The following is a 22,328-nucleotide window of genomic DNA, read 5'->3' as shown; positions in this document are numbered from 1 at the left end:
AGTTGTCTGCTCGGTATTATTTACTGATAAGGAGTGATATTTTGGAGGTAAATTTTAAGAGGTGTATTAACTCAGAGTAAAATATAGGGATGATGAATGATTGGGTTAATGGATAAAGGTAATAACAATAAAACTCAATCCTGAGTAAAAGACTTCAAATGGCATGATATTGAAGTCTTTTACTTTATCGAGAGCTTACCCAACGTTTGGTAAAAAACCAGCAACAATAGCAAATTGGATAGCGATGACAGCGATACCGCAAAGTAGCACTAAACCTAATATTGGTGTGCCACCCTTAACTTGGTATTCACCTTGCGTTTCAACTTTACGCACCCGTAAGGTTAAGAGCGCAGGGATAATCAGTGCAAGAACAGACAGTGCAACAGCAGCATAAGTTAAGGCCTGCACGAAACTGCTAAAAAATAAGGCAGCTAACAGCGGCGGTATGAAGGTTAATAAACCTGTTTGAATGCGACCAAATAGGTGGTTACTGCGCTTAAATAGGTCGGCAAGATAATCAAATAGGCCAAGGGCAACACCTAAAAAGGAAGTCGCTAAGGCTAAATCCATAAATAAACTAACAGCGATATTTACACGGGGTGTAGCCACAACATCACGGATTGCAGTCAGTAGCCCGTTTAGGCCAGATTGTTGCGCAAGGATCCCGATAAACGTATGAGAGGGAATTGACCCAAGCGTTGCGATTTGCCACAGAATATAGGCGACTAGTGGGATAGCACTACCCGTAATAAAAATCATACGTAATTTACGCACATCACCATTCATATAGTTCACCAAGCTAGGCACGCTTCCATGGAACCCAAATGAAGTGAATATAACGGGCACGGCCGCAAGAAGTAGGCCTTTTTCAACTGGCATTGTGCTTAAGTTAATAGCTTCGGCATGGGGCATCATCACGACTAACATAATCACTAAAAAAACAGTTTTTGCAGTGAATAAAATTCGATTAATAAAGTCTACAGAGTGGGTGCCTATGCAGACAATCGCACCACCGATAATTGTGAACGCAATAATGGCAGTATCCGTCGAAATGTTAATACCCCACCATGAAGAAAAACTGTCTGAAATTAGAACACCGGCACCGCCAATATATGCAGTCGTTAAGGCGTACATTAATAACAGCATACTGAGGCCTGTTACTATTTGCCCTGTGGGACCTAGATATTTCTTAGCAACAGACCCTAATCCCATGTTGGCTGGGTTATGTTGATATACTTCAACTAATAGCAATGAGGTATAGCTCATTAACATCCACAAACCAACAAGCAAACAGACGATGCCTGTGAAACCGACACCTGCAGCAGCAAGTGGCATTGCCAGCATCCCAGCCCCTATTGTTGTTCCTGCAACGATTAACACACTGCCAAGCGTACGATTCTTCACAAGTTCCTCTAATTGAAATTAATTTATTAATAAGTGCAGCAGATTATGCGATTGCACGTGCGCTGTCAAATGTAAATTACAGGTGGTGTATATATATATTTACACCTTAAATTTAGTTGAGACTAAAAGAATGGCTAAATAAATACAGGTTAATTAAATGAAAAAATAATGAGAGATAAACGTAAATTCAAAGAGGAGGCATATGTTAAAAAATAGAGGGTAATTAATTGATTTTTCTATATAGACTAATTAACTGGGCAGTATGGCAGTTACTTAAGGTGAATTGTGTGATGGGGCTATAACAAAAGCATAAAAAATAAAATTAAATTGATTTTGAAATTATCATAAATCAAATTAATGAATATAAATCATCCGGATAATATAGGCAGACATATCTATAAAGGATGAAACTATGGACTTCATGATACAACTTGCCATTATCCTTGTTTGCTTGTTTTACGGAGCAAAAAAAGGTGGGATGGCGTTAGGGCTTTTGGGTGGTGTTGGTCTCGTAATTTTAGTTTTTGGGTTTGGCTTACCGCCAGGAAAACCGCCTGTTGATGTTATGCTTGTTATCATTGCTGTTGTTGCCGCATCAGCAACGTTACAAGCATCAGGCGGTTTAGATGTCATGCTGCAAATTGCAGAACGATTACTACGGAAAAACCCTAAATACATCTCTATTGTGGCACCATTTGTGACATGCATTTTAACCATTTTGTGTGGTACAGGGCATGTTGTTTATACTATTTTACCTATCATTTATGATGCAGCGATTAAAAACAATATTCGTCCAGAAAGACCAATGGCTGCAAGTAGTATTGGTGCACAAATGGGGATTATAGCTAGCCCTGTATCAGTGGCTGTTGTTTCACTCGTTGCAATGTTAAATGGGGTGACGATAAACGGGCAATCTCTTGAATTTCTAGATTTATTGGCCATTACTATCCCATCAACATTATTAGGTATTTTAGCTATTGGTATCTTTAGTTGGTTTAGGGGGAAAGATCTTGATAAAGACCCCGTATTCCAAGAGTTTATTTCTGTCCCTGAAAACCATGATTATGTATATGGTGACAGTGTGACATTACTGGATAAAAAACTGCCTAAAATTAATTGGGTAGCGATGTGGATTTTCCTAGCATCTATTGCAGTCGTTGCATTATTAGGCGCTTTTTCTGAATTAAGACCACTAGTGAATGGTAAACCACTTTCTATGGTATTAGTGATCCAGATGTTTATGTTATTGGCAGGAGCGCTAATTATTATCATCTGTAAAACTAATCCAGGGCAAATATCGAAGAATGAAGTTTTCCGCTCAGGGATGATTGCTATTGTCGCGGTATATGGTATCGCATGGATGGCTGAAACCATGTTTGGTGCACACATGGATGAGATCAAAGGAACACTTGGTTCTTTAGTTAAGGATTTCCCATGGGCATATGCGGTTATTTTACTATTGGTGTCTAAATTCGTTAATTCACAAGCAGCGGCATTGGCAGCGGTTGTGCCTATCGCATTAGGAATTGGTGTTGACCCTGCTTATATTATTGCTTCTGCACCAGCTTGTTATGGTTATTATATTTTACCAACTTATCCTAGTGACCTTGCAGCGATTCAATTTGACCGCTCAGGAACAACACGTATCGGTAAATTTGTTATCAACCACAGTTTTATCTTGCCGGGGTTAATTGGGGTGGGCGTCTCTTGCGTATTTGGCTGGGTATTTGCCGCTTTATATGGTTACCTATAAACCGATAGCAATCTCATAAGATGAAAAGCGATTGCATGGAAAGTCAATTACCATGCAATCGCTAACGATATTAAACTATCAACCAATTTCAATGTCAGAAAGCGGGTGGCAACAACAAGGTAATATTTCACCTTCTTGAACAAATGCCAAAGGTTTACGCTTATAGCCGACTTTTCCACGTAATAACATCACACGACATGAACCACAGTAGCCTTCACGGCATTGATATTCGACAGGAACACGACTATCTTCGAGAGCTTCCAATAAACACGAATGGATTTCAGTATGGAAGGGGACTTGAACACCCTGCGTTAATCGCAGGGTGATTTTATGGCTAGCCATAATTACAGTTCGAAGTCGCTCAGGTCGTCGGTATCGACTTGAGAGTCAATTTGACCAACTAGGTAAGAACTAACTTCAACTTCTTGAGGTGCGACCTGTACGTTATCTGAAACTAACCATGCGTTAATCCATGGTATCGGGTTGGAGCGCCCTTCGAAAGGTAATTTCAAACCTACCGCTTGCATACGGATATTAGTAATGTATTCAACGTATTGGCATAAAATATCTTTATTTAAACCAATCATTGAACCTTCACTAAATAGGTAATCAGCCCACTCTTTTTCTTGTTCCGCTGCTTGTACGAACAAGTCGTAGCATTCTTGTTCACATTCCGCTGCAATTTCTGCCATTTCAGGGTCATCTTGACCTGAACGCAATAGGTTAAGCATGTGTTGAGTACCGGTTAGGTGCAACGCTTCATCACGCGCAATTAGCTTGATGATTTTTGCATTCCCTTCCATCAGTTCACGCTCAGCAAAAGCAAATGAACAAGCAAAACTAACATAAAAACGGATGGCTTCTAGGGCATTAACACTCATTAAGCACAGGTAAAGTTGCTTTTTAAGTTGGCGTAGAGAAACGGTGACTTGCTTGCCATTACAATTATGAGTGCCTTCACCAAACATATGGTAGTAGTTAGTCATTTCGATTAGGTCATCATAAAAACCAGAAATGTCTTTTGCACGCTTTAAAATTTCTTCATTTTCAACAATATCATCAAAAATGATGGCAGGGTCATTTACGATATTACGAATAATATGCGTATAAGAACGTGAGTGAATAGTTTCAGAAAATGCCCACGTTTCTACCCAAGTCTCTAACTCAGGAATTGAAATTAATGGCAACAGAGCCACATTTGGGCTGCGACCCTGAATAGAGTCAAGCAGCGTTTGGTATTTCAGATTACTGATGAAAATATGCTTTTCGTGTTCTGGCAATGCATTATAGTCAATGCGGTCGCGCGACACGTCAACTTCTTCTGGTCGCCAGAAAAATGACAGTTGTTTTTCAATCAGTTTTTCAAAAATAGGGTATTTTTGCTGATCATAGCGTGCCACGTTAACCGGCTGGCCGAAAAACATCGGTTCCAGCATTTGGTCATTTTTCTTCTGTGAAAACGTTGTATATGTATGTGACATAACCATTCCTATTAAATTTTACACGCGCCGCCTTCGCAATCGGAATCTGCTGACTCAACAACTTCTTCCAGATCACCTTGCACATCTTCCGCGCCATCGCGGGTGTTATGATAGTAAAGTGTTTTCACACCAAACTTATAGGCGAGCAATAAATCTTTTAGCAATTGGTTCATTGGTACTTTACCGCTCTCGAAACGAGTTGGGTCATAGTTTGTGTTTGCAGATATCGACTGGTCGATAAATTTCTGCATGATACCAACGAGTTGTAAATAACCGCTATTTGAAGGCATTTGCCATAACAGTTCATAAGCACTTTTAAGATTTTCGTAATCAGGGACGACCTGACGTAAGATGCCATCTTTAGATGCTTTAATACTGATGTAACCACGTGGCGGCTCAATACCATTGGTTGCGTTTGAAATCTGGGATGATGTTTCAGAAGGCATCAAAGCAGATAATGTAGAGTTACGCAGACCATGTTGTTTAATGTCTTGGCGAAGTGCTTCCCAATCATAATGTAAAGGCTCATTAGTTAACTTATCGAGTTCTTTTTTATAAGTATCGATCGGTAACACACCTTGTGCATAAGTGGTTTCATTGAACCATGGGCAAGCGCCTTGCTCTTTTGCTAGTTCATTTGAGGCTTTCAACAGGTAATATTGAATTGCTTCAAAGGTTTTATGCGTTAGATTATTTGCACTGCCATCGGAGTAACGAACACCATGTTTTGCCAAATAATAAGCATAGTTGATCACGCCAATACCTAAGGTACGACGGCCCATAGACCCTTGCTTCGCTGCAATAATTGGGTAATCTTGATAATCGAGTAGGGCATCTAACGCACGGACAGCTAACGTGGCTAATTCTTCTAACTCATCAAGGCTTTCAATTGCACCTAAGTTGAAAGCAGAAAGTGTACATAGCGCGATTTCACCATTTTCATCATTAATGTTATTTAATGGTTTTGTCGGTAATGCAATTTCTAAACACAGGTTCGATTGACGAACGGGTGCAACTTGTGGGTCAAATGGGCTATGTGTATTACAGTGGTCAACGTTTTGAATATAAATACGACCAGTAGATGCACGCTCTTGCATCATTAATGAAAATAGCTCAACGGCTTTTACGGCGGTCTTGCGAATATTTTCATCTTGTTCATATTTCACATACAAGCGTTCGAATTCTTCTTGATCGGCAAAGAAAGCGTCATAAAGACCCGGCACATCAGATGGGCTGAATAACGTGATATCTTGGTTTTTAATCAAGCGTTCGTACATCAATTTATTTAACTGAACGCCGTAGTCCATATGACGAACACGGTTACCTTCAACACCACGGTTATTTTTTAGAACCAATAAGCTTTCAACTTCTAAGTGCCAGATTGGGTAGAATAATGTTGCTGCACCACCGCGGACGCCACCTTGAGAACAAGATTTAACCGCTGTTTGGAAGTGCTTATAAAATGGTATACAGCCAGTATGGAATGCTTCACCACCACGAATAGGGCTACCTAATGCACGGATACGCCCTGCATTTACACCAATTCCTGCACGTTGTGAAACATATTTGACAATGGCACTTGATGTGGCGTTGATAGAATCAAGGCTGTCTCCACATTCAATTAGAACACAAGAACTAAATTGACGCGTAGGTGTACGTACCCCAGCCATAATTGGCGTAGGTAGTGAAATTTTGAAGGTAGATACGGCATCGTAGAAACGGCGAATGTAATCAAGACGTGTTTCTTTTGGGTAATGTGAAAATAGACAAGCCGCAACTAATATATATAAAAATTGCGCACTTTCGTATATTTCACCAGTTACGCGGTTTTGTACTAAATATTTGCCTTCGAGCTGTTTAACCGCAGCATAGGAAAAATTCATATCACGCCAATGGTCAATAAAACTATCCATTTGCTCGAACTCTGCTTCGGAGTAGTCTTCCAGCAAATGCTTATCATATTTCCCCATTTCAACGAGGTGTTTTACATGTGCATACAGTGCTGGTGGCTCAAATTGGCCATAGGCTTTCTTGCGTAGGTTAAATATCGCAAGACGTGCGGCAAGATATTGGTAATCTGGTGTTTCACCAGTAATCAAATCGGCTGCTGCTTTGATCATCGTTTCGTGAATATCAGAAGTTCTGATCCCATCATAAAACTGAATCTGTGAACGTAACTCCACCTGAGAAACAGATACGTTACTGAGGCCTTCAGCAGCCCAGGTTATTACCTTGTGGATTTTATCGAGATTAATGCGTTCTTTATGTCCATCACGTTTTGTGACTAACAGACTCTGGTTCATGAGCAAATGCACCTTGGTTGAACAACAAATAGTGTAATGCAAACATAAAAAAGCCCATGGTTAAATGCCATGAGACTAGTTGTGTTATGTTTTGCCTTACTACTATATGTAGTAGTTTGTTGAGAATACCATAACAAGATAATGTTAATATGCGATTTTATCAAGTGAACAAATTGCGGGGTTCTTGTGGATAACTGGTTGGATAAGAAAATAGATCATGTCGGTAAGCTGCATGGTAAAAGGAACTAATAAAAAAAAAGCTTCCGACATGAGGACTAAAATAAATTTTGTAAATTGCGATCGTTTGCTGCTTTCTTAAACGTACTGCTTGCGATTTATTCTTTTCGCGACTAACAGACTATTCGCTGATCGTGTGCAGCATATAATTGACATCCACATTTGGGCCAAGCCAAAATTTATCAGTCATAGGGTTATAGTGCAACCCTATGATATGTTTATCTTTTAACTGTGTTCCATCGACCCAGCTAATCAATTCTGATGGGCGAATAAATTTATTCGCATCATGAGTCCCTTTGGGGACCATTTTCATCACATACTCTGCAGCAACAACTGCCATCAACCAAGCTTTTTTATTACGATTAATAGTAGAAAAAATAACATGGCCACCTGGTTTAACTAATTTTGCGCAGGCTCTGACGACAGATTGTGGGTCTGGCACATGCTCTAGCATTTCCATGCAAGTTACAACATCATAGGCTTGAGGGTGTTTATCCGCATGTTGTTCAACCGTTTCTTGAACATATTCAACAGGAATACCTGACTCAAGCGAATGCAAACGTGCAACCATTAAAGGTTCCGCGCCCATATCTAGGCCAGTAACCTCCGCGCCTTCACGCGCCATACTTTCTGATAAAATGCCGCCACCACAGCCTACATCAAGAATTTTTTTACCGAAAATCCCCTCTACACGTTGCATGATGTACCCTAAACGTAATGGGTTAATACGGTGTAAAGGGGCGAACTCGCCTTCTAAATCCCACCAGCGGGACGCGATGGATTCAAATTTTTCAATTTCTTGTTTATCGACATTAAGATACGCTGGGGTTTGGGTATCACTCATTAAAGAAGCTCCTATTTTGATCCTATTACCCGATAGACCTATTATTGATAGCCTGATTTTAATAGGGGAGGTGATAGGCGCCCGTTTATTATTGAAGGTTAAAATGCAGACAATAACTGAGTTATCGCAGCTATTCATTGCAGAACCTTCAAGTTTCGGACACATAAACTTAATTTTCCGCTATTATACATAGCTTGAAAGACAAATACCCGTCTCTTATTTTTATTAAATTGGCGAATTGTGGTATAGTTCTACTCTTTGAATCCGAAGTTATGAGGGACAGTGGTTCCATGAGCGAGATTGCCAGAGAAATCACACCAGTTAATATCGAAGAAGAGCTTAAAAGTTCGTATTTGGATTATGCAATGTCCGTTATTGTCGGCCGTGCACTTCCGGATGTTCGAGATGGACTGAAGCCAGTACACCGCAGAGTACTATTTGCGATGAATGTATTGGGAAATGATTGGAATAAACCCTATAAAAAATCTGCCCGTATAGTCGGGGACGTCATCGGTAAATACCATCCACATGGTGATAGCGCTGTTTATGAGACTATCGTTCGTCTTGCACAGCCTTTCTCTATGCGTTACATGCTGGTGGATGGTCAAGGAAACTTCGGTTCAGTTGATGGAGACTCAGCTGCGGCAATGCGTTATACGGAAATCCGTATGGCGAAAATTGCTCATGAGCTACTGGCTGATCTTGAAAAAGAAACCGTTGATTTCGTTCCAAACTATGATGGAACAGAGCAAATTCCTGAAGTAATGCCAACGAAAATCCCTAACCTTTTAGTTAATGGGTCATCAGGTATTGCTGTTGGGATGGCAACTAATATTCCTCCTCACAATTTAGGGGAAGTTATAAATGGTTGTCTTGCCTATATAGAAGATGAAGATATCAGTATTGAAGGTTTGATGGAGCACATACCGGGCCCAGATTTCCCGACTGCTGCCATCATCAACGGTCGTCGTGGTATCATCGATGCTTATCGTACAGGGCGTGGTAAGGTTTATATCCGTGCTAGTGCAGAAGTCGAAGTCGATGAGAAAAGTGGCCGTGAAACCATCATTGTCAGCGAAATACCTTATCAAGTGAATAAAGCTCGCTTGATTGAAAAAATTGCTGAACTAGTCAAAGACAAACGTGTTGACGGTATCAGTGCATTACGTGATGAGTCAGATAAAGACGGCATGCGTATTGTCATTGAGGTAAAACGTGATGCGGTGGGTGAGGTTGTCCTAAACAACTTGTATTCATTAACTCAGCTGCAAGTTTCTTTTGGCATTAATATGGTGGCTTTACATCAAGGCCAACCAAAAATACTGAATCTAAAAGATATTATTGCTGCTTTCGTTCGTCATCGTCGTGAGGTTGTTACACGCCGTACCATTTTTGAACTGCGTAAAGCACGCGATAGAGCTCATATACTTGAAGCGTTAGCGATTGCATTAGCGAATATTGACCCAATTATCGAGCTGATCCGTAAGGCACCAACGCCAGCAGAAGCCAAAGCAGGGCTGATAGCAAGGTCTTGGGACCTTGGTAATGTGGCTGCGATGCTAGAGCGTGCAGGTGATGACGCGGCTCGTCCAGAATGGTTAGAAGAACAGTTCGGTGTTCATGATGGTCAATATTTCCTTACTGAACAACAAGCACAAGCTATTCTTGATTTGCGTTTGCAAAAGTTAACGGGTCTTGAGCATGAAAAATTACTCGAAGAATACCGTGAACTTTTAATTCAAATTGAAGCTCTGTTATTTATTTTGCGCAGCCCTGAACGTTTGATGGAAGTTATTCGCGAAGAATTAGAAATTATTCGTGATACATATAATGACCCTCGACGTACTGAAATTACCGAGAATACCGCGGACATCAATATTGAAGATTTAATCAATCAAGAAGATGTGGTCGTTACGTTATCTCACCAAGGTTATGTGAAGTATCAGCCTCTGTCTGATTACGAAGCACAGCGTCGTGGAGGGAAAGGTAAATCGGCAGCGCGGACGAAAGACGAAGACTTTATTGAACGCCTCTTGGTTGCCAATACGCACGATACCATCTTGTGTTTCTCAAGTCGTGGTCGCTTATACTGGATGAAGGTTTACCAATTACCAGAGGCCAGCCGTGGTGCTCGTGGTCGTCCAATCGTTAACTTATTACCACTTGAACAAAACGAACGCATTACAGCTATCTTACCTGTACGAGAGTACGAAGAGGGCTACAACGTGTTTATGGCGACTGCAAGCGGTACGGTGAAGAAAACGCCTTTACAAGAATTCAGCCGTCCAAGAAGCGCAGGTATTATTGCGGTTAACCTAAATGAAGGTGATGAACTCATTGGTGTTAATTTGACCGATGGCTCAAATGAAGTCATGTTGTTCTCTGCGCAAGGTAAAGTGGTTCGCTTTGCTGAAGATGCAGTAAGACCGATGGGGCGCACTGCAACAGGTGTTCGTGGTATAAAATTAATGGATAACGATAAAGTTGTCTCCTTAATTATTCCTCGAGGGGAAGGCCATATCTTGACTGTAACAGAGAATGGTTACGGTAAACGTACTGAAGCAGCAGAATATCCAACAAAATCACGTGCAACTCAAGGGGTTATCTCCATTAAAGTGAGTGAACGTAACGGGAATGTAGTTGGCGCCATTCAAGTCGATGACACTGACCAAATCATGATGATCACTGATGCAGGGACGTTAGTTCGTACTCGAGTGTCAGAAGTCAGTATTGTTGGTCGAAATACTCAAGGTGTTACTCTGATTAGAACTGCCGAAGACGAAAAAGTTGTTGGCTTACAGCGCGTTGCTGAAACGGAAGATGATGAAGGTTTAGATGATGAAAATGTAGACGAAAACACCATGGAAAATGGTGTGGATGATGCAGACATCAATGAACAAGATTAATCATTTCGTTTAATCTACTCAACGGGCAGCCGATCACGCTGCCCGTTTTACTTTTCTAATTGATATCTCTCATGGTTTTTATTACTTTTCATGTTTATCGCTTTTTTATCATGTGATCGAGTATAATTAACGGTCATGGTATCGAATATACAGGAAGGCGCTTGAGATATTTACCCTCGTTTAAAACATCACTTAGACTCTCTCGAGATTTATTTCGTATCCTCGGCTTGATGTTGTGGGGGATGGGCGTTTTTATTACTTTATTTTTTCTTTATTCACAATTCAATGAGTATAAATCTGACATACGTCAGCAATTTTATTCAGGGCATGAGAATCTTCAGGCTTATATTCAACAAACCGGTGCGACCTTAAATTCTATTCAGTCAATGACTGAACAATATAAAACTAAATTACAAGAATCTGGGAATGGAAAGGCTACATCTACAAGTTTTATGGATTTGCCTAGTGCATCAAACTATTCTTTTTATAAATTAACCGCCGATACAGATTGTGATTATTTTAGGAATAGGGCTGAAAATTATTTACATGCTTTCGAACAATTAAATTATTTCTGGAAGGATAGTATTGCGGCTCCACAAGCCTTAAATCATGTATTTTTAGTCGGTTCAAGAAGTTATTGTATGGTGGATTATCCGATCCGTTCTACAATATCCGATATTGAGATATTGAAAAAAGTGAGTTATGAGAGTGTACGCACCTATCAGGGACTAAGGCTGAGAGGCAAAGAGCGTAATTTGTTCACTATTGTGCATGGCGCTCAACCCGATAACGGCCAAGTCTATCTAATTCAACCTGTTAATCATAAAGAGATGTTGCTTGCTTTTATTGGTTTAGAACGCTCAATCAATTTGAATCAATTTAATATAAGTAAAAATAAAGCAGTTGAAATATTGATGGTGAATAATTATAACCAACCTGTTTTATATTCACCGGTAGATATGAATCCTAAAAGTTCAGCACTGTTGAATATCGCAGAGCCTTCTTTTTTTGGCTTTAATTCTGATTATTCAAAATTAATTTTTAAGAAGCGTTTAGCCCCTTCTCAAGTAACGGTTATTTTCTCAATAGCAACATCTCAAATACTCGCGAGCTTAGAAGATACTATCTTCTACGGGGTAATACTTAATATTTTTACTGGTGGGCTTATTTTCTTTCTAATCTGGTTGTTAGAAAGAAAAATGTTGGAGCCAGCTGCGAATACCGCTATTCGCCTCGAAGAACATGAACAATTTAATCATAAAATTGTGGCCTCCGCGCCTGTGGGGATCATTATCTTACGGTTAACGGATGGTGGCAATATTCTAAGTAATGAGCTGGCTCATGATTATTTTCGCTTATTAAGTGATGATGATAAGCAGCGGATTTTGACAATTATTCGCCAGAAAGCGAGTAATTATATTGATGTTGTGACAACAAATGGTACACATTTACAGATCAGCTTTGTGAATTCTCGTTATCAAAATGAAGATGTCGCGATTTGTGTTTTAATTGATATCAGTATCCGTGTGCAAATGGAGAAATCATTGCAAGATATTGCTGATGCTGCAGAGCAAGCAAACCATGCAAAATCGATGTTCTTAGCAACGGTAAGCCATGAATTAAGAACACCGCTATATGGGATCATCGGTAATATTGAATTATTGCAACGTTATGAGTTATCCGAAAAAGCAACGCGTTTAGTGTCCACAATGGATAATTCTTCTTCATTACTGTTGCAAATCATCAGTGATATTTTGGATTTTTCTAAAATTGAATCTAAACAATTGAAAATAGAAAATAAACTTTTTAATTGTCGGGAAGTATTTGCATTTGTATTAGCTAACTATTTGCCATTAGTGACCAAGAAAAAAATATCGTTGTATTCTTATATTGAGCCTGACATTCCTGATTTAATTCTCAATGATTCAGTACGGCTACAGCAAGTGGTTTCTAATATTGTTAATAACAGTATTAAGTTTACGGAATCCGGTTTTGTACTGTTGTATGTTTGGAAAGATGAGAATTATTTGAAGGTCGAAATCCGAGATTCAGGGATAGGCATGACTCAAGCAGTGGTGATGCAATTATTTGACCCATTCTTTCAAGTACATGACCAAAACAATACCGGACACAAAGGAACAGGTTTAGGTTTAGCTATATGTGAAAAACTAATCAACCTAATGGATGGTGATATAGAAGTTAGTTCCCAAATAGGTCTTGGAAGTTCATTCACAATACGTATCCCACTTTATGGGCAAGAGTACATTAAAAAAACGGTTCCCGATTATCGTACAGGCTATCGTATTGCTATTTCGTGCCAAAACGAATTCTTAATGAATTTCCTATCACGGCTATTAGCACATGAAAAATTTATAGTAGTAACTAATAACTCTATCGACAAAACAATCGATTATGACCTGTTGATAACCGATTGTGAGCATAAAGGGGAAGTGAGAAGCACTCATCATATTCAGTTGTCGAGCTTCTACGCAGGTGATCTTTATGAAGCAAAATCAAATGAATGGGTTTATAACACATATCAATTAGATAAGTTACCCGTATTAATTGATAAAGTTATTATGAAAACCGTTGAGAATTCACAGAAAAATGTTAGCTCGAATGAGCAACTAATGGCAGATTTTTCTTTGGGTGAATACCATGTACTTATTGTTGATGACCATCCAATCAATCGGATGCTTTTGAGTGAACAATTAGCCAGCATCGGCTTTACAACGGGTACTGCAGTGGATGGATTAGATGCACTGAAATACTTAGATAGCCATCATGCTGATATTATTTTAACGGACGTTAACATGCCAAATATGGATGGTTATCAGTTGGCAAGAGAGTTACGCCGCTTAGAATGTAATTTACCTATTGTTGCACTAACAGCGAATGCGATGGCTGAGGAAAAACAACGCTGTATCGATGCGGGTATGAATGATTGTTTATCAAAACCAACCACTATTGCTATTTTGCGCGAGACATTGACCCGTTTTTGCTGAAAAATGAATGGAGTAAAAAATAAAAACCCGTAACCGGGTTTTTATCGTGTAGTAAAAGAACTTAAATATTACTCTGAAGGCGAGTTATCAATACTGACAGAAGAAAGATAGTTCAGTAAGGCAATATCATTTTCAACGCCTAATTTCAGCATTGCTGATTTTTTCTGGCTACTAATTGTTTTGATACTACGATTAAGCTTCTTAGCAATTTCAGTGACTAAGAAACCTTCAGCAAATAAACGCAGAACTTCACTTTCTTTTGGCGATAAGCGTTTATCACCGTAACCACTCGCATTGACTTTTTCTAACAATTTACTCACACTTTCAGGGGTAAACTTTTTACCTTTCTGTAAGGCCGCTAATGCTTTAGGTAAATCTGCTGGTGCGCCTTGTTTTAACACTATACCTTCGATATCCAGTTCTAGAATTGCACTTAGAATGGCTGGATTATTGTTCATGGTGAGAACAATAATTGAAAGGTCAGGATAATGGCGTTTAATGTATTTGATTAACGTAATACCATCGCCGTATTTATCACCTGGCATAGATAAATCAGTAACTAGAACATCAGCGTTTAAGCGTGCTAAGTTATTAATTAAAGAGGTTGAGTCCTCAAATTCACCTACGATATTCACCCATTCGATTTGTTCAAGTGATTTTCTGATACCGAAAAGAACAATAGGGTGATCATCGGCAACAATGACATTTAGGTTATTCATCTTATTGGTTACCTTCTGGCATTAGTTTTTTGACTGAATTATCCAGCATGCTAATGCATTTTCTTATTTCCAATCCGTTTTCATCTGCTATATAACGCTCTAAATCTTCACAAATTTTATGAAGAACTGTGAATTCGAGCATAGCAAAAACTCCTTTTAAACGATGTGCAGTGTTTTTCAATTCGGTCAAATCCTCAACACTTTCACTATTATACAGTTTATTAATATCTATCGGTACTGTTGTTATGAACAAATCTCGATATCCACTGTTAGCTAAAACTAATTGATAACTTTTAATTGCATTTTCCATTTCTCCATCAGGGTTAGATAATGAAGTTTGAGATTCAACCTCGTTAGGTTCTGGTAAGCGTGAACATTCATCTTCGCTATCCGAATTTTCGATAAGTAATGAAATTGCACTAATAAGCTCATCAGCAAAGTTATAATTAACCTCTATGTAGTGAGGTTGCAACTCGTGCATTCCAGAAAGATTACCATTAATTTTGATAATGTGTTCAAAACATTCTTCATTATTATCAGTGATCAACAGATCCCAATCCGTATGCGGAGAACTTTCATTTAAATCAAGAAATTCTGCGCCATAATTGGCTAAGGTATTTCTGATAATACGCGAAATATCTGCATTATGAATATTTAACCGCACGTAGACATCCTCTAATAAAGCAGGATAATCCTTAACAAGGAGTTCATTGGTCGCTGGAAGTGTAATCTCATAATGTGTGCCTATCGCATCGCTAGTACGAATCGAAAATGTCCCATTCATCCTCTTTACCAATAACTTACATAAATAAAATGTCATACCAGAACGAGTGAAGTGAGATGAATTTAGTATTTTCCCAAGAAAAGGACTTTGCAAGTTATTAAGTTCTTGGTTACTAAGCCCTGAACCACTATCTCTAATGTTAAGTAAAACGACTCTTTTTTCTGAATCATAAGATAGCGTGAAAGATATCTTCCCAAAAGAGGTTGTTGCAATAGAATAATCCCAAATGAGTTGTATTAGATGCTGTAAATAAGCCAAATTGGTTTCAATTAATGAATCAGGATTGATATTGTTATGAAAATAAAGGGCTAACCCTTTATTATTAAGACGCGATAGGTTTTGTTTCAAAAACTGATTAACGACATTTGCAATCGAAATTTTTTCACTTTTTAGTGGAGTTGTTTCTGATTCTAGCTGATTTAGCAACCCTATATTTTCAAACCAACGGTTAATATAAAATAGCTGACTTTCTATTTCTAAAACAAATTTTTGGCTGTTTTCACCTGAAATTTTAGCTAATTTAGTTAATTGGTCGTCAATTTGGATAAGGGCAGGAAGTATTTCACTACACATATTTTCAAATACAACCTTGCGCATTTGGATATTCTTTTTATATTCACGGTTGGCTAGTTCTTGGCGTTTTTGAGTGAGAGCTTCCTTGTCTTTATCTACAATAATAAACATGACAGTATTTGCTTTGGTTGCACTTTCAACAAGTACGATCTCATAAACAATATTTTCAATCGAAACCTGAATAACATCATGATTTTCGATTGCCATCTCTTTTATATGAACCAAATCCATTGAAGGTAGTAATTGATTTGCAATGTTATTGCTAAGGATTTTTTTGTTGGCATTAAAGTCGTAGACTAAAATACCATAGGCAATATGGTTAATCAGGGCATTGTTTAGCGCTTCGTTAAAATGGAGTTCTTGTAGCATGTTGGTATTGGGAGAAATAAGCCGTTTACGAATAAAAGCCATGATCAACAAAGCAAGGAAAATCATGATGAGCATGCCTGTCATTAACCAAAGGTTAAAGCTCACCATATTAAAAATAATGTTTTTTAATGAAGTATGATAATAAAGCTGATAGCTAGTCCCTTCAATAGGTTGCGAAAATATTAGGTTTGTTCCAACCCAAGAGGTATGAGACTCATTACTGCCAGTACTTGATGGGCGTGTATTAATGGTGAAAAAATCCCCATTAAGGCTTGCTGGGATCAGCGAATTAATGGAAATATCAAATGAAATAACACTGGTTAGCTGCCCTGGAGAGTTGAACATCAAGCGATAAGTATAATAGAAGAGGTTATCTGGAGAATACTTTTGTATATTAGATATAATTTCTCGTCTATCTAACAGAGTCGATTGAGTCAACATATCCGCACGCTTTTCTTCAGCAGTTAGAGTCAGATAGCTTTCCTTAAAACGTAGTTCAGGCTTAAGTATTGAATGAGTAGTTACTAAAACTAAAGTATTATCTAGCCCATTAAGATAATACATTGAGTTATATTCATTGCGTGCACCCCAGACAATCTCCATATAATCAGCTAGCTTAGTGGCTAATACATTATTCGCTTTTTTATTATTCCCAAATACAATCGCATCAATAGTTTGGTTTGCACTACTTAACCAAAAAATATCATGGCGCATTTCTGTCACGGAAAGTTTATCTATAGCAGTGGGAGTTGTTTTATCATTGGCAAGCTTATAAATGTGGCTAGCTTGGTAGCGGTAGTCTTCGATTTGATACGCTAACCTAGTGGCCATACTACTTAATGAGGTCTGGCGGTTTTGCACCCATGCTTGATAGTAGTTAAATAGTGATAAAAACAGCATCACAATTAACAACAGAATAAACGCAGCAAAAATACGTGAAAGAGTGCTTGGTTTTAATGATGATTGTTTGTACATACTGTAGCGTGCGTTCCCATAGGCTAAAAATTATTAGGTTAAAAATCATACGCCTAGAGAAATGATAGACACCGATTTTGCACAGATATTACCATTATTTTTCGCAAATAGAGAGTAATTGAGTGAAGATTAGCCAAACGAAGTAAAAAAATCAATTTTTTTACTTTCAGGGGTAGACAAGGCGTCGGGATTCCTCCATAATCGCGCCCCATGGAGAGATGGCCGAGCGGTCGAAGGCAGCGGTCTTGAAAACCGCCGATGGGAAACCATCCTAGAGTTCGAATCTCTATCTCTCCGCCATATTCGCCGGCTTAGCTCAGTTGGTAGAGCAACTGACTTGTAATCAGTAGGTCACCAGTTCGACTCCGGTAGCCGGCACCAAATAAGAACCCGTTATCTCATAGAGATAACGGGTTTTTTCTTGCTTGTCATTCAGGTCATTCTACTGCTTCAAATAGTCGATGGGACATATTTGAGCCATCACAGAACATTAGCTTGTCGACCTTCATTGCATACTCAGTTAGATGATTTAGTACTAAATAGGTATCGCTTCCCACTCTCATTTTTCCAACGTTAGCCGTTGGTGCCTCATATTCCCTCTAATCACTGCCATGCTTTAACATGAGCAGGTAAAAACTATTAGTGTTTATCTGGTAAAAGTATAACGTGAGAAAATATTTGGTTGCTTATTCATAGCTGAGGGTAGTGTTTATACGGATTATTGATATAATACTCACTGTTTAAGTCAGCTTATATTGTTGTGGCATTCATTCGTTATGGCATTCATGTTGAATTTAACAGACGAAATGCAGTCTAAAATAGCGTGCATTCTGCAAAGGCGAAGTATTGGGAGATATAATGTACGCCACAAACCCGTTTTCACTGAAGTTGTTCCATCCAAAATATGCAGTAACATGGTTAGGGGTATCTCTTTTATATTTATTGGTACAGTTACCTTATACATGGCAAGTTTGGTTAGGGGCCTTCTTGGGGAAAAACTCAAGGTATTTTATTAAGCGAAGAGTCTCAATTATAAAGCGAAATTTAGAATTATGTTTTCCAAATAAAAGTAAAAAAGAAATTGATGATCTAGTCACCGAAAATTTAAAATCATTAGGTATTGCTCTATTCGAAACTGGAATAGCATGGTTCTGGAGTGATACAAAAGTTAAAAAACTGTTCCAAGTTAAGGGAATGTCAAATTATTTGGATGCAGTGGCCAAAAATAAAGGTGTGATTATTGTTGGTGTGCATTTTATGTCGCTAGAGCTAGGTGGTAGGATCATGGGGCTCTGTTTTCCTGTTAATGCGATGTACAGGCCACATAACAATAAAGCAATGGAATACATCCAGACTAGAGGCCGCTGTCGCTCCGGCAAAGGAATGATTGACCGGAAAAATCTCAGATTCATGGTTCAAGAATTAAAAAGCGGTAAAGCAATATGGTTTGCTCCAGACCAAGATTTTGGTAGAAAAGGAACTATCTTTGCCCCATTTTTCTCGGTTAAACATAGTTCCACATCAAAAGGGACATCAATCCTTGCTCAACTGTCACATTCGCCAACTCTTACTGTTACGTTATTAAGAAATAAAAGCGGCGTTAAATATGACTTAATACTGGGAAAGGAAATACTTGGATATCCGACAACAGATGCTTTGCTGGATGCTACAACGATTAACTCAGTGTTAGAAGCAGAAATAAGAAAGGCTCCTGAGCAGTATCTTTGGGCTCATAGGCGTTTTAAAACTAGACCTGAAGGGGAGGCTTCACTGTATTTATAAATTTGCTATTCAGTAAATTTAAATCAAACAGTGAGATAACCTGTTTAAATATTATGATTAGTAAGTGGTGAGTATTTTTTGATGCTATTAAAGCAAACCCACCAAATATATGACTAATGGTTTTATTGTAAGAAAGTCTCGCATAATACGAGGCTTTCTTATTAGAACCAGTTGTGTAGTAATAAAAATGATAATGAAAATATAAAAAGTACCATAAGATGCTGGAGTAATTTTAAAAATAAAAGGAATCTTCTTAATTGGTTCATTCTTTCCTGCTTGTACTAATTAAAAATGACTTATTTAGCGTAGTAAAGAAATGAACAAAAAACGAATATAAAATAATTTTTTTGAAAAAGTGTGATGTAAATTAAATTTTATTAAGTAAGAGATAAGTATAAATAACTAAATTAAGCAAGTTTTATAAGGGATTTATATTAGTTGATTAATGGTGATATAAAAATAATAAAAATGCTCTCTATAAATTAATATAAAGAGCATTATCCTTTTTATATATTGAAATGGCTAAAAGGATTGTTCATATTCAAGTGCTTTTTTCTTATCATATTTGTGTTCCCATTTTGCAACTACTAGTGCAGCAAGAGCATTACCTACCACATTAAGGGCTGTCCGGGCCATATCAAGAATACGGTCGACACCAGCGATGAATGCAAGGCCTTCTAATGGGATACCCACACTGCCTAAGGTGGCGAGAAGAACAACAAATGATACACCAGGAACCCCTGCAATCCCTTTAGAAGTGATCATTAATGTGAATACAAGTATTAATTCTTGCCCGATAGAAAGCTCAATACCATAGAGTTGGGCAATAAATATCGCAGCAATACTTTGATATAATGTTGAACCATCTAAATTGAATGAATAACCAATTGGAATGACAAAACTGGTAATCGATTTTGGTGCCCCATATTTTTCCATTTTATCCATAATACGAGGGAGTACTGTTTCAGAGCTTGCTGTTGAATAAGCAAGCAATAATTCGTCTTTTAATATTTTCATTAAGGTGAAAATATTTATTCGACAGTAACGAGCGACTAAGCCCAATACAACCACCGCAAAAAATATAATTGCGCAGTGGACAAGTATGACTAATTTTAATAGTGGGACTAATGATGAAAAGCCGAAATTAGCGACAGTAACTGAAATTAAGGCAAATACACCGATAGGGGCATACATCATGATCATGTTAGTTACACGAAACATGGTTTCAGAAAAAGTCTGTAGCACATCAAGTAATGGTTGTTTTTTCTCTAAAGGCAAAGAAGAAAGCCCTAAGCCAAATAAAACAGCAAAGAAAATGACTGGAAGCATATCACCACTTGCCATTGCTGAAAAAATATTACTAGGAACTAAAGTCAGAATAGTATTAATAATCCCTGAAGGGTGGCTTGCAACTTCTTGGGTTGTTTTTTCATACTGGGATATATCGACTTGTGTTAATTGTGACATATCAATACCAACACCGGGTTGGAATATATTGGCGAAAGAGATCCCGACAATAATAGCAATGGTAGTAATAACCTCAAAGTAAACGATAGTTTTAAACCCAAGGGACCCTAGCTGCTTTGTATTTCCAACCCCGGCTATCCCTACTATTAGAGTAGAAATAACAATAGGAACAACGATCATTTTAATTAATTGAATAAAAATCTTACCAGCTGGAGATAGAATATTCAGAATAAGCCAATCTTTGTATTCAGTATTATCATGTAAAAGCGCCCCAGCAATAACGCCTAAAATGAGAGCTACCAATATTTGCCACCCTAGGCCAAATTTAAATGGTTTCTTTTTAGTTACTTGGTTTAATGTCATAGTGGAATCTCATTGTATAAATAATATTTATGTATATGCTTTTTTATTATCATAAATTTTATAACCAATATTCGATAAAACTACAACTATTAACTCGAAAAAATAGAGTGATTACATTGGGTGATTTATTTCATTGTGTATATTTTGTTATTTTATTATGTATAAACAAGCAATTATGTAAAAATATATGACTAAATGTGTCTTTTAAGGAAAGGGAGATGTTAGAGACGAGTGTTGTATTTAAGTAACCATTGGTTATTGTTTTTTTAATTGATTATGTTATTAATGTTAATTAATTTGTCATAAGACTTAATTATGGGAAGGTAATGACTTAAAGTGTTTGATTTGTTGCAGGGAATAGAAAATATAATATAAAAAATAAATTTGAGGATATTATTAATTAACAATTAGTTTTTGGCGATTATCTAACTGCCGAAAAATTAATCGAATCTATGTTGTATTATCCCGTAAAAAATATTCTGCATTAATTTGTTGAGGATTGGCTGCGCTTATATGCTGCAAGTAATGTGCGCTCTGATAAATCAAGGTAGCTACGTAGGGCACTGGCTGCTTCTACATTACGACCAGAGTCTAATAATTCAAGAATAGATTGGTTTTTATCAATATAAGGGGCATAGAGAATTTTGGGGTCATTAAGGTGACCAAATGCTAAGCGTAATTCTGCTGAAACATTACGATACAGCTTAATTAGGCGTTCGCTATCTGATAACTCGACAATCGCGGTATGAAACTGCATATTTGCGGTTCCTACACCAACCCAATCTTCTATTTTTTCATGCTCACGTGCACAGCTGACTGCCTCTTTCATTTTTTGAACCGCGGGGTGTAAAGCATATGCATGAGTGAGTGCATCACACTCGATTAAGCGGCGTACTTGATAGATGTCAATAATAGCAGCCATATCAGGCACAGAAACAAATACGCCCCTATTTGGTGCGTAGGTAAGTAAGCCTTCTTGAGTGAGAACCCTAAACACTTCCCGCAAGGTGTTGCGTGAAATATCTAACACTTCACTTAATGTTGCTTCAGATAAGCGCTGACCTGGAGTGATTTCTCCCGCCGTAATTTTATAGCGAATAGTTTCTGCAATAGTCACGGATAAGGTTTGTGCAACAGGTTGTTTTTTCATAAAAAGAATAGTTTTAATTTAGCGATTAAATGAGTCGCTATATTCACATATTCGAGTTAGAGCGGCAAGTTTCCTTGCACAATGAGCACACTAGACTCATTTTTTGCACTGATATAGTGAAATTAAATAATTTTGCATCATTTTGGTGCTGATTATTTTGTAAGAAAGTAGACCGACTTCAATAATTTGTTAAAAAAGTGATCACGTCTTGGT

At 37.9% G+C, this 22,328-nt stretch carries 13 protein-coding genes and 2 tRNA genes; 6 read left to right on the top strand and 9 right to left on the bottom strand.

Features of this window, described 5'->3' with window-relative positions:
- Positions 1 to 195: 195 nt before the first annotated feature.
- Positions 196 to 1,404, bottom strand: coding sequence for a tyrosine transporter TyrP (tyrP, locus tag ACPEH5_RS12880; RefSeq protein WP_042844418.1), 1,209 nt, complete (start codon positions 1,402 to 1,404; stop codon positions 196 to 198).
- A gap of 412 nt (positions 1,405 to 1,816) precedes the next feature.
- Between tyrP and ACPEH5_RS12875 the strand changes: the two genes are divergently transcribed.
- A complete protein-coding gene (locus tag ACPEH5_RS12875) occupies positions 1,817 to 3,157 on the top strand; it encodes an anaerobic C4-dicarboxylate transporter (RefSeq protein ID WP_048607497.1) in 1,341 nt (446 codons plus the stop codon).
- Positions 3,158 to 3,235: 78 nt separating this feature from the next.
- On the opposite strand, the gene yfaE is transcribed toward ACPEH5_RS12875, so the two are convergent.
- From yfaE to ubiG, 4 genes are all read right to left on the bottom strand, one after another.
- Complete coding sequence (gene yfaE / locus ACPEH5_RS12870; protein ID WP_042844415.1) at positions 3,236 to 3,499, bottom strand: class I ribonucleotide reductase maintenance protein YfaE; 264 nt, start codon at positions 3,497 to 3,499, stop codon at positions 3,236 to 3,238.
- A 2-nt stretch (positions 3,500 to 3,501) separates the two neighbouring features.
- The gene (gene nrdB / locus ACPEH5_RS12865) at positions 3,502 to 4,638 is read right to left on the bottom strand and encodes a class Ia ribonucleoside-diphosphate reductase subunit beta (RefSeq protein ID WP_042844414.1); all 1,137 of its coding nucleotides are present in this window, start codon (positions 4,636 to 4,638) and stop codon (positions 3,502 to 3,504) included.
- A gap of 11 nt (positions 4,639 to 4,649) precedes the next feature.
- The gene (gene nrdA, locus ACPEH5_RS12860; RefSeq protein ID WP_042844413.1) at positions 4,650 to 6,941 is read right to left on the bottom strand and encodes a class 1a ribonucleoside-diphosphate reductase subunit alpha; all 2,292 of its coding nucleotides are present in this window, start codon (positions 6,939 to 6,941) and stop codon (positions 4,650 to 4,652) included.
- A gap of 358 nt (positions 6,942 to 7,299) precedes the next feature.
- Positions 7,300 to 8,022, bottom strand: coding sequence for a bifunctional 2-polyprenyl-6-hydroxyphenol methylase/3-demethylubiquinol 3-O-methyltransferase UbiG (gene ubiG, locus ACPEH5_RS12855; protein ID WP_042844412.1), 723 nt, complete (start codon positions 8,020 to 8,022; stop codon positions 7,300 to 7,302).
- Between the two features lie 290 nt (positions 8,023 to 8,312).
- Between ubiG and gyrA the strand changes: the two genes are divergently transcribed.
- Both gyrA and rcsC read left to right on the top strand, forming a co-directional pair.
- Positions 8,313 to 10,928 carry a DNA topoisomerase (ATP-hydrolyzing) subunit A gene (gyrA, locus tag ACPEH5_RS12850; protein ID WP_105881096.1) on the top strand — a complete coding sequence of 872 codons (2,616 nt, stop codon included), beginning with the start codon at positions 8,313 to 8,315 and terminating at the stop codon, positions 10,926 to 10,928.
- Positions 10,929 to 11,089: 161 nt separating this feature from the next.
- Positions 11,090 to 13,933, top strand: coding sequence for a two-component system sensor histidine kinase RcsC (rcsC, locus tag ACPEH5_RS12845; RefSeq protein ID WP_072065753.1), 2,844 nt, complete (start codon positions 11,090 to 11,092; stop codon positions 13,931 to 13,933).
- Between the two features lie 68 nt (positions 13,934 to 14,001).
- On the opposite strand, the gene rcsB is transcribed toward rcsC, so the two are convergent.
- Positions 14,002 to 14,652 (bottom strand): response regulator transcription factor RcsB, encoded by a 651-nt coding sequence (rcsB, locus tag ACPEH5_RS12840; RefSeq protein WP_004259923.1) that lies wholly within the window; start codon positions 14,650 to 14,652, stop codon positions 14,002 to 14,004.
- A gap of 1 nt (position 14,653) precedes the next feature.
- Entirely contained in the window at positions 14,654 to 17,353 is a 2,700-nt protein-coding gene (rcsD, locus tag ACPEH5_RS12835) for a phosphotransferase RcsD (protein ID WP_281110794.1), read from the bottom strand.
- A 212-nt stretch (positions 17,354 to 17,565) separates the two neighbouring features.
- Here rcsD and ACPEH5_RS12830 point away from each other — a divergent pair.
- The 3 genes from ACPEH5_RS12830 to lpxL all read left to right on the top strand — a co-directional run bounded on the left by ACPEH5_RS12830 (position 17,566) and on the right by lpxL (position 19,135).
- Positions 17,566 to 17,653, top strand: a tRNA-Ser gene (locus ACPEH5_RS12830).
- Positions 17,654 to 17,658: 5 nt separating this feature from the next.
- A tRNA-Thr gene (locus ACPEH5_RS12825) sits at positions 17,659 to 17,734 on the top strand.
- 477 nt (positions 17,735 to 18,211) lie between these two features.
- Positions 18,212 to 19,135 (top strand): LpxL/LpxP family Kdo(2)-lipid IV(A) lauroyl/palmitoleoyl acyltransferase, encoded by a 924-nt coding sequence (lpxL, locus tag ACPEH5_RS12820; RefSeq protein ID WP_281110793.1) that lies wholly within the window; start codon positions 18,212 to 18,214, stop codon positions 19,133 to 19,135.
- Positions 19,136 to 19,657: 522 nt separating this feature from the next.
- On the opposite strand, the gene gltP is transcribed toward lpxL, so the two are convergent.
- A complete protein-coding gene (gene gltP / locus ACPEH5_RS12815) occupies positions 19,658 to 20,965 on the bottom strand; it encodes a glutamate/aspartate:proton symporter GltP (RefSeq protein ID WP_048607486.1) in 1,308 nt (435 codons plus the stop codon).
- A gap of 484 nt (positions 20,966 to 21,449) precedes the next feature.
- Positions 21,450 to 22,115, bottom strand: a complete 666-nt coding sequence (locus ACPEH5_RS12810) for a GntR family transcriptional regulator (RefSeq protein WP_042844405.1) — start codon at positions 22,113 to 22,115, stop codon at positions 21,450 to 21,452.
- Positions 22,116 to 22,328: the final 213 nt, after the last annotated feature.

It is taken from the genome of Providencia sp. NPDC089933 (genome assembly GCF_049545585.1).
In the GTDB taxonomy this organism is placed as follows: Bacteria; Pseudomonadota; Gammaproteobacteria; order Enterobacterales; family Enterobacteriaceae; genus Providencia; species Providencia huashanensis.
This window is presented reverse-complemented; position numbering and strand designations above follow the sequence as displayed.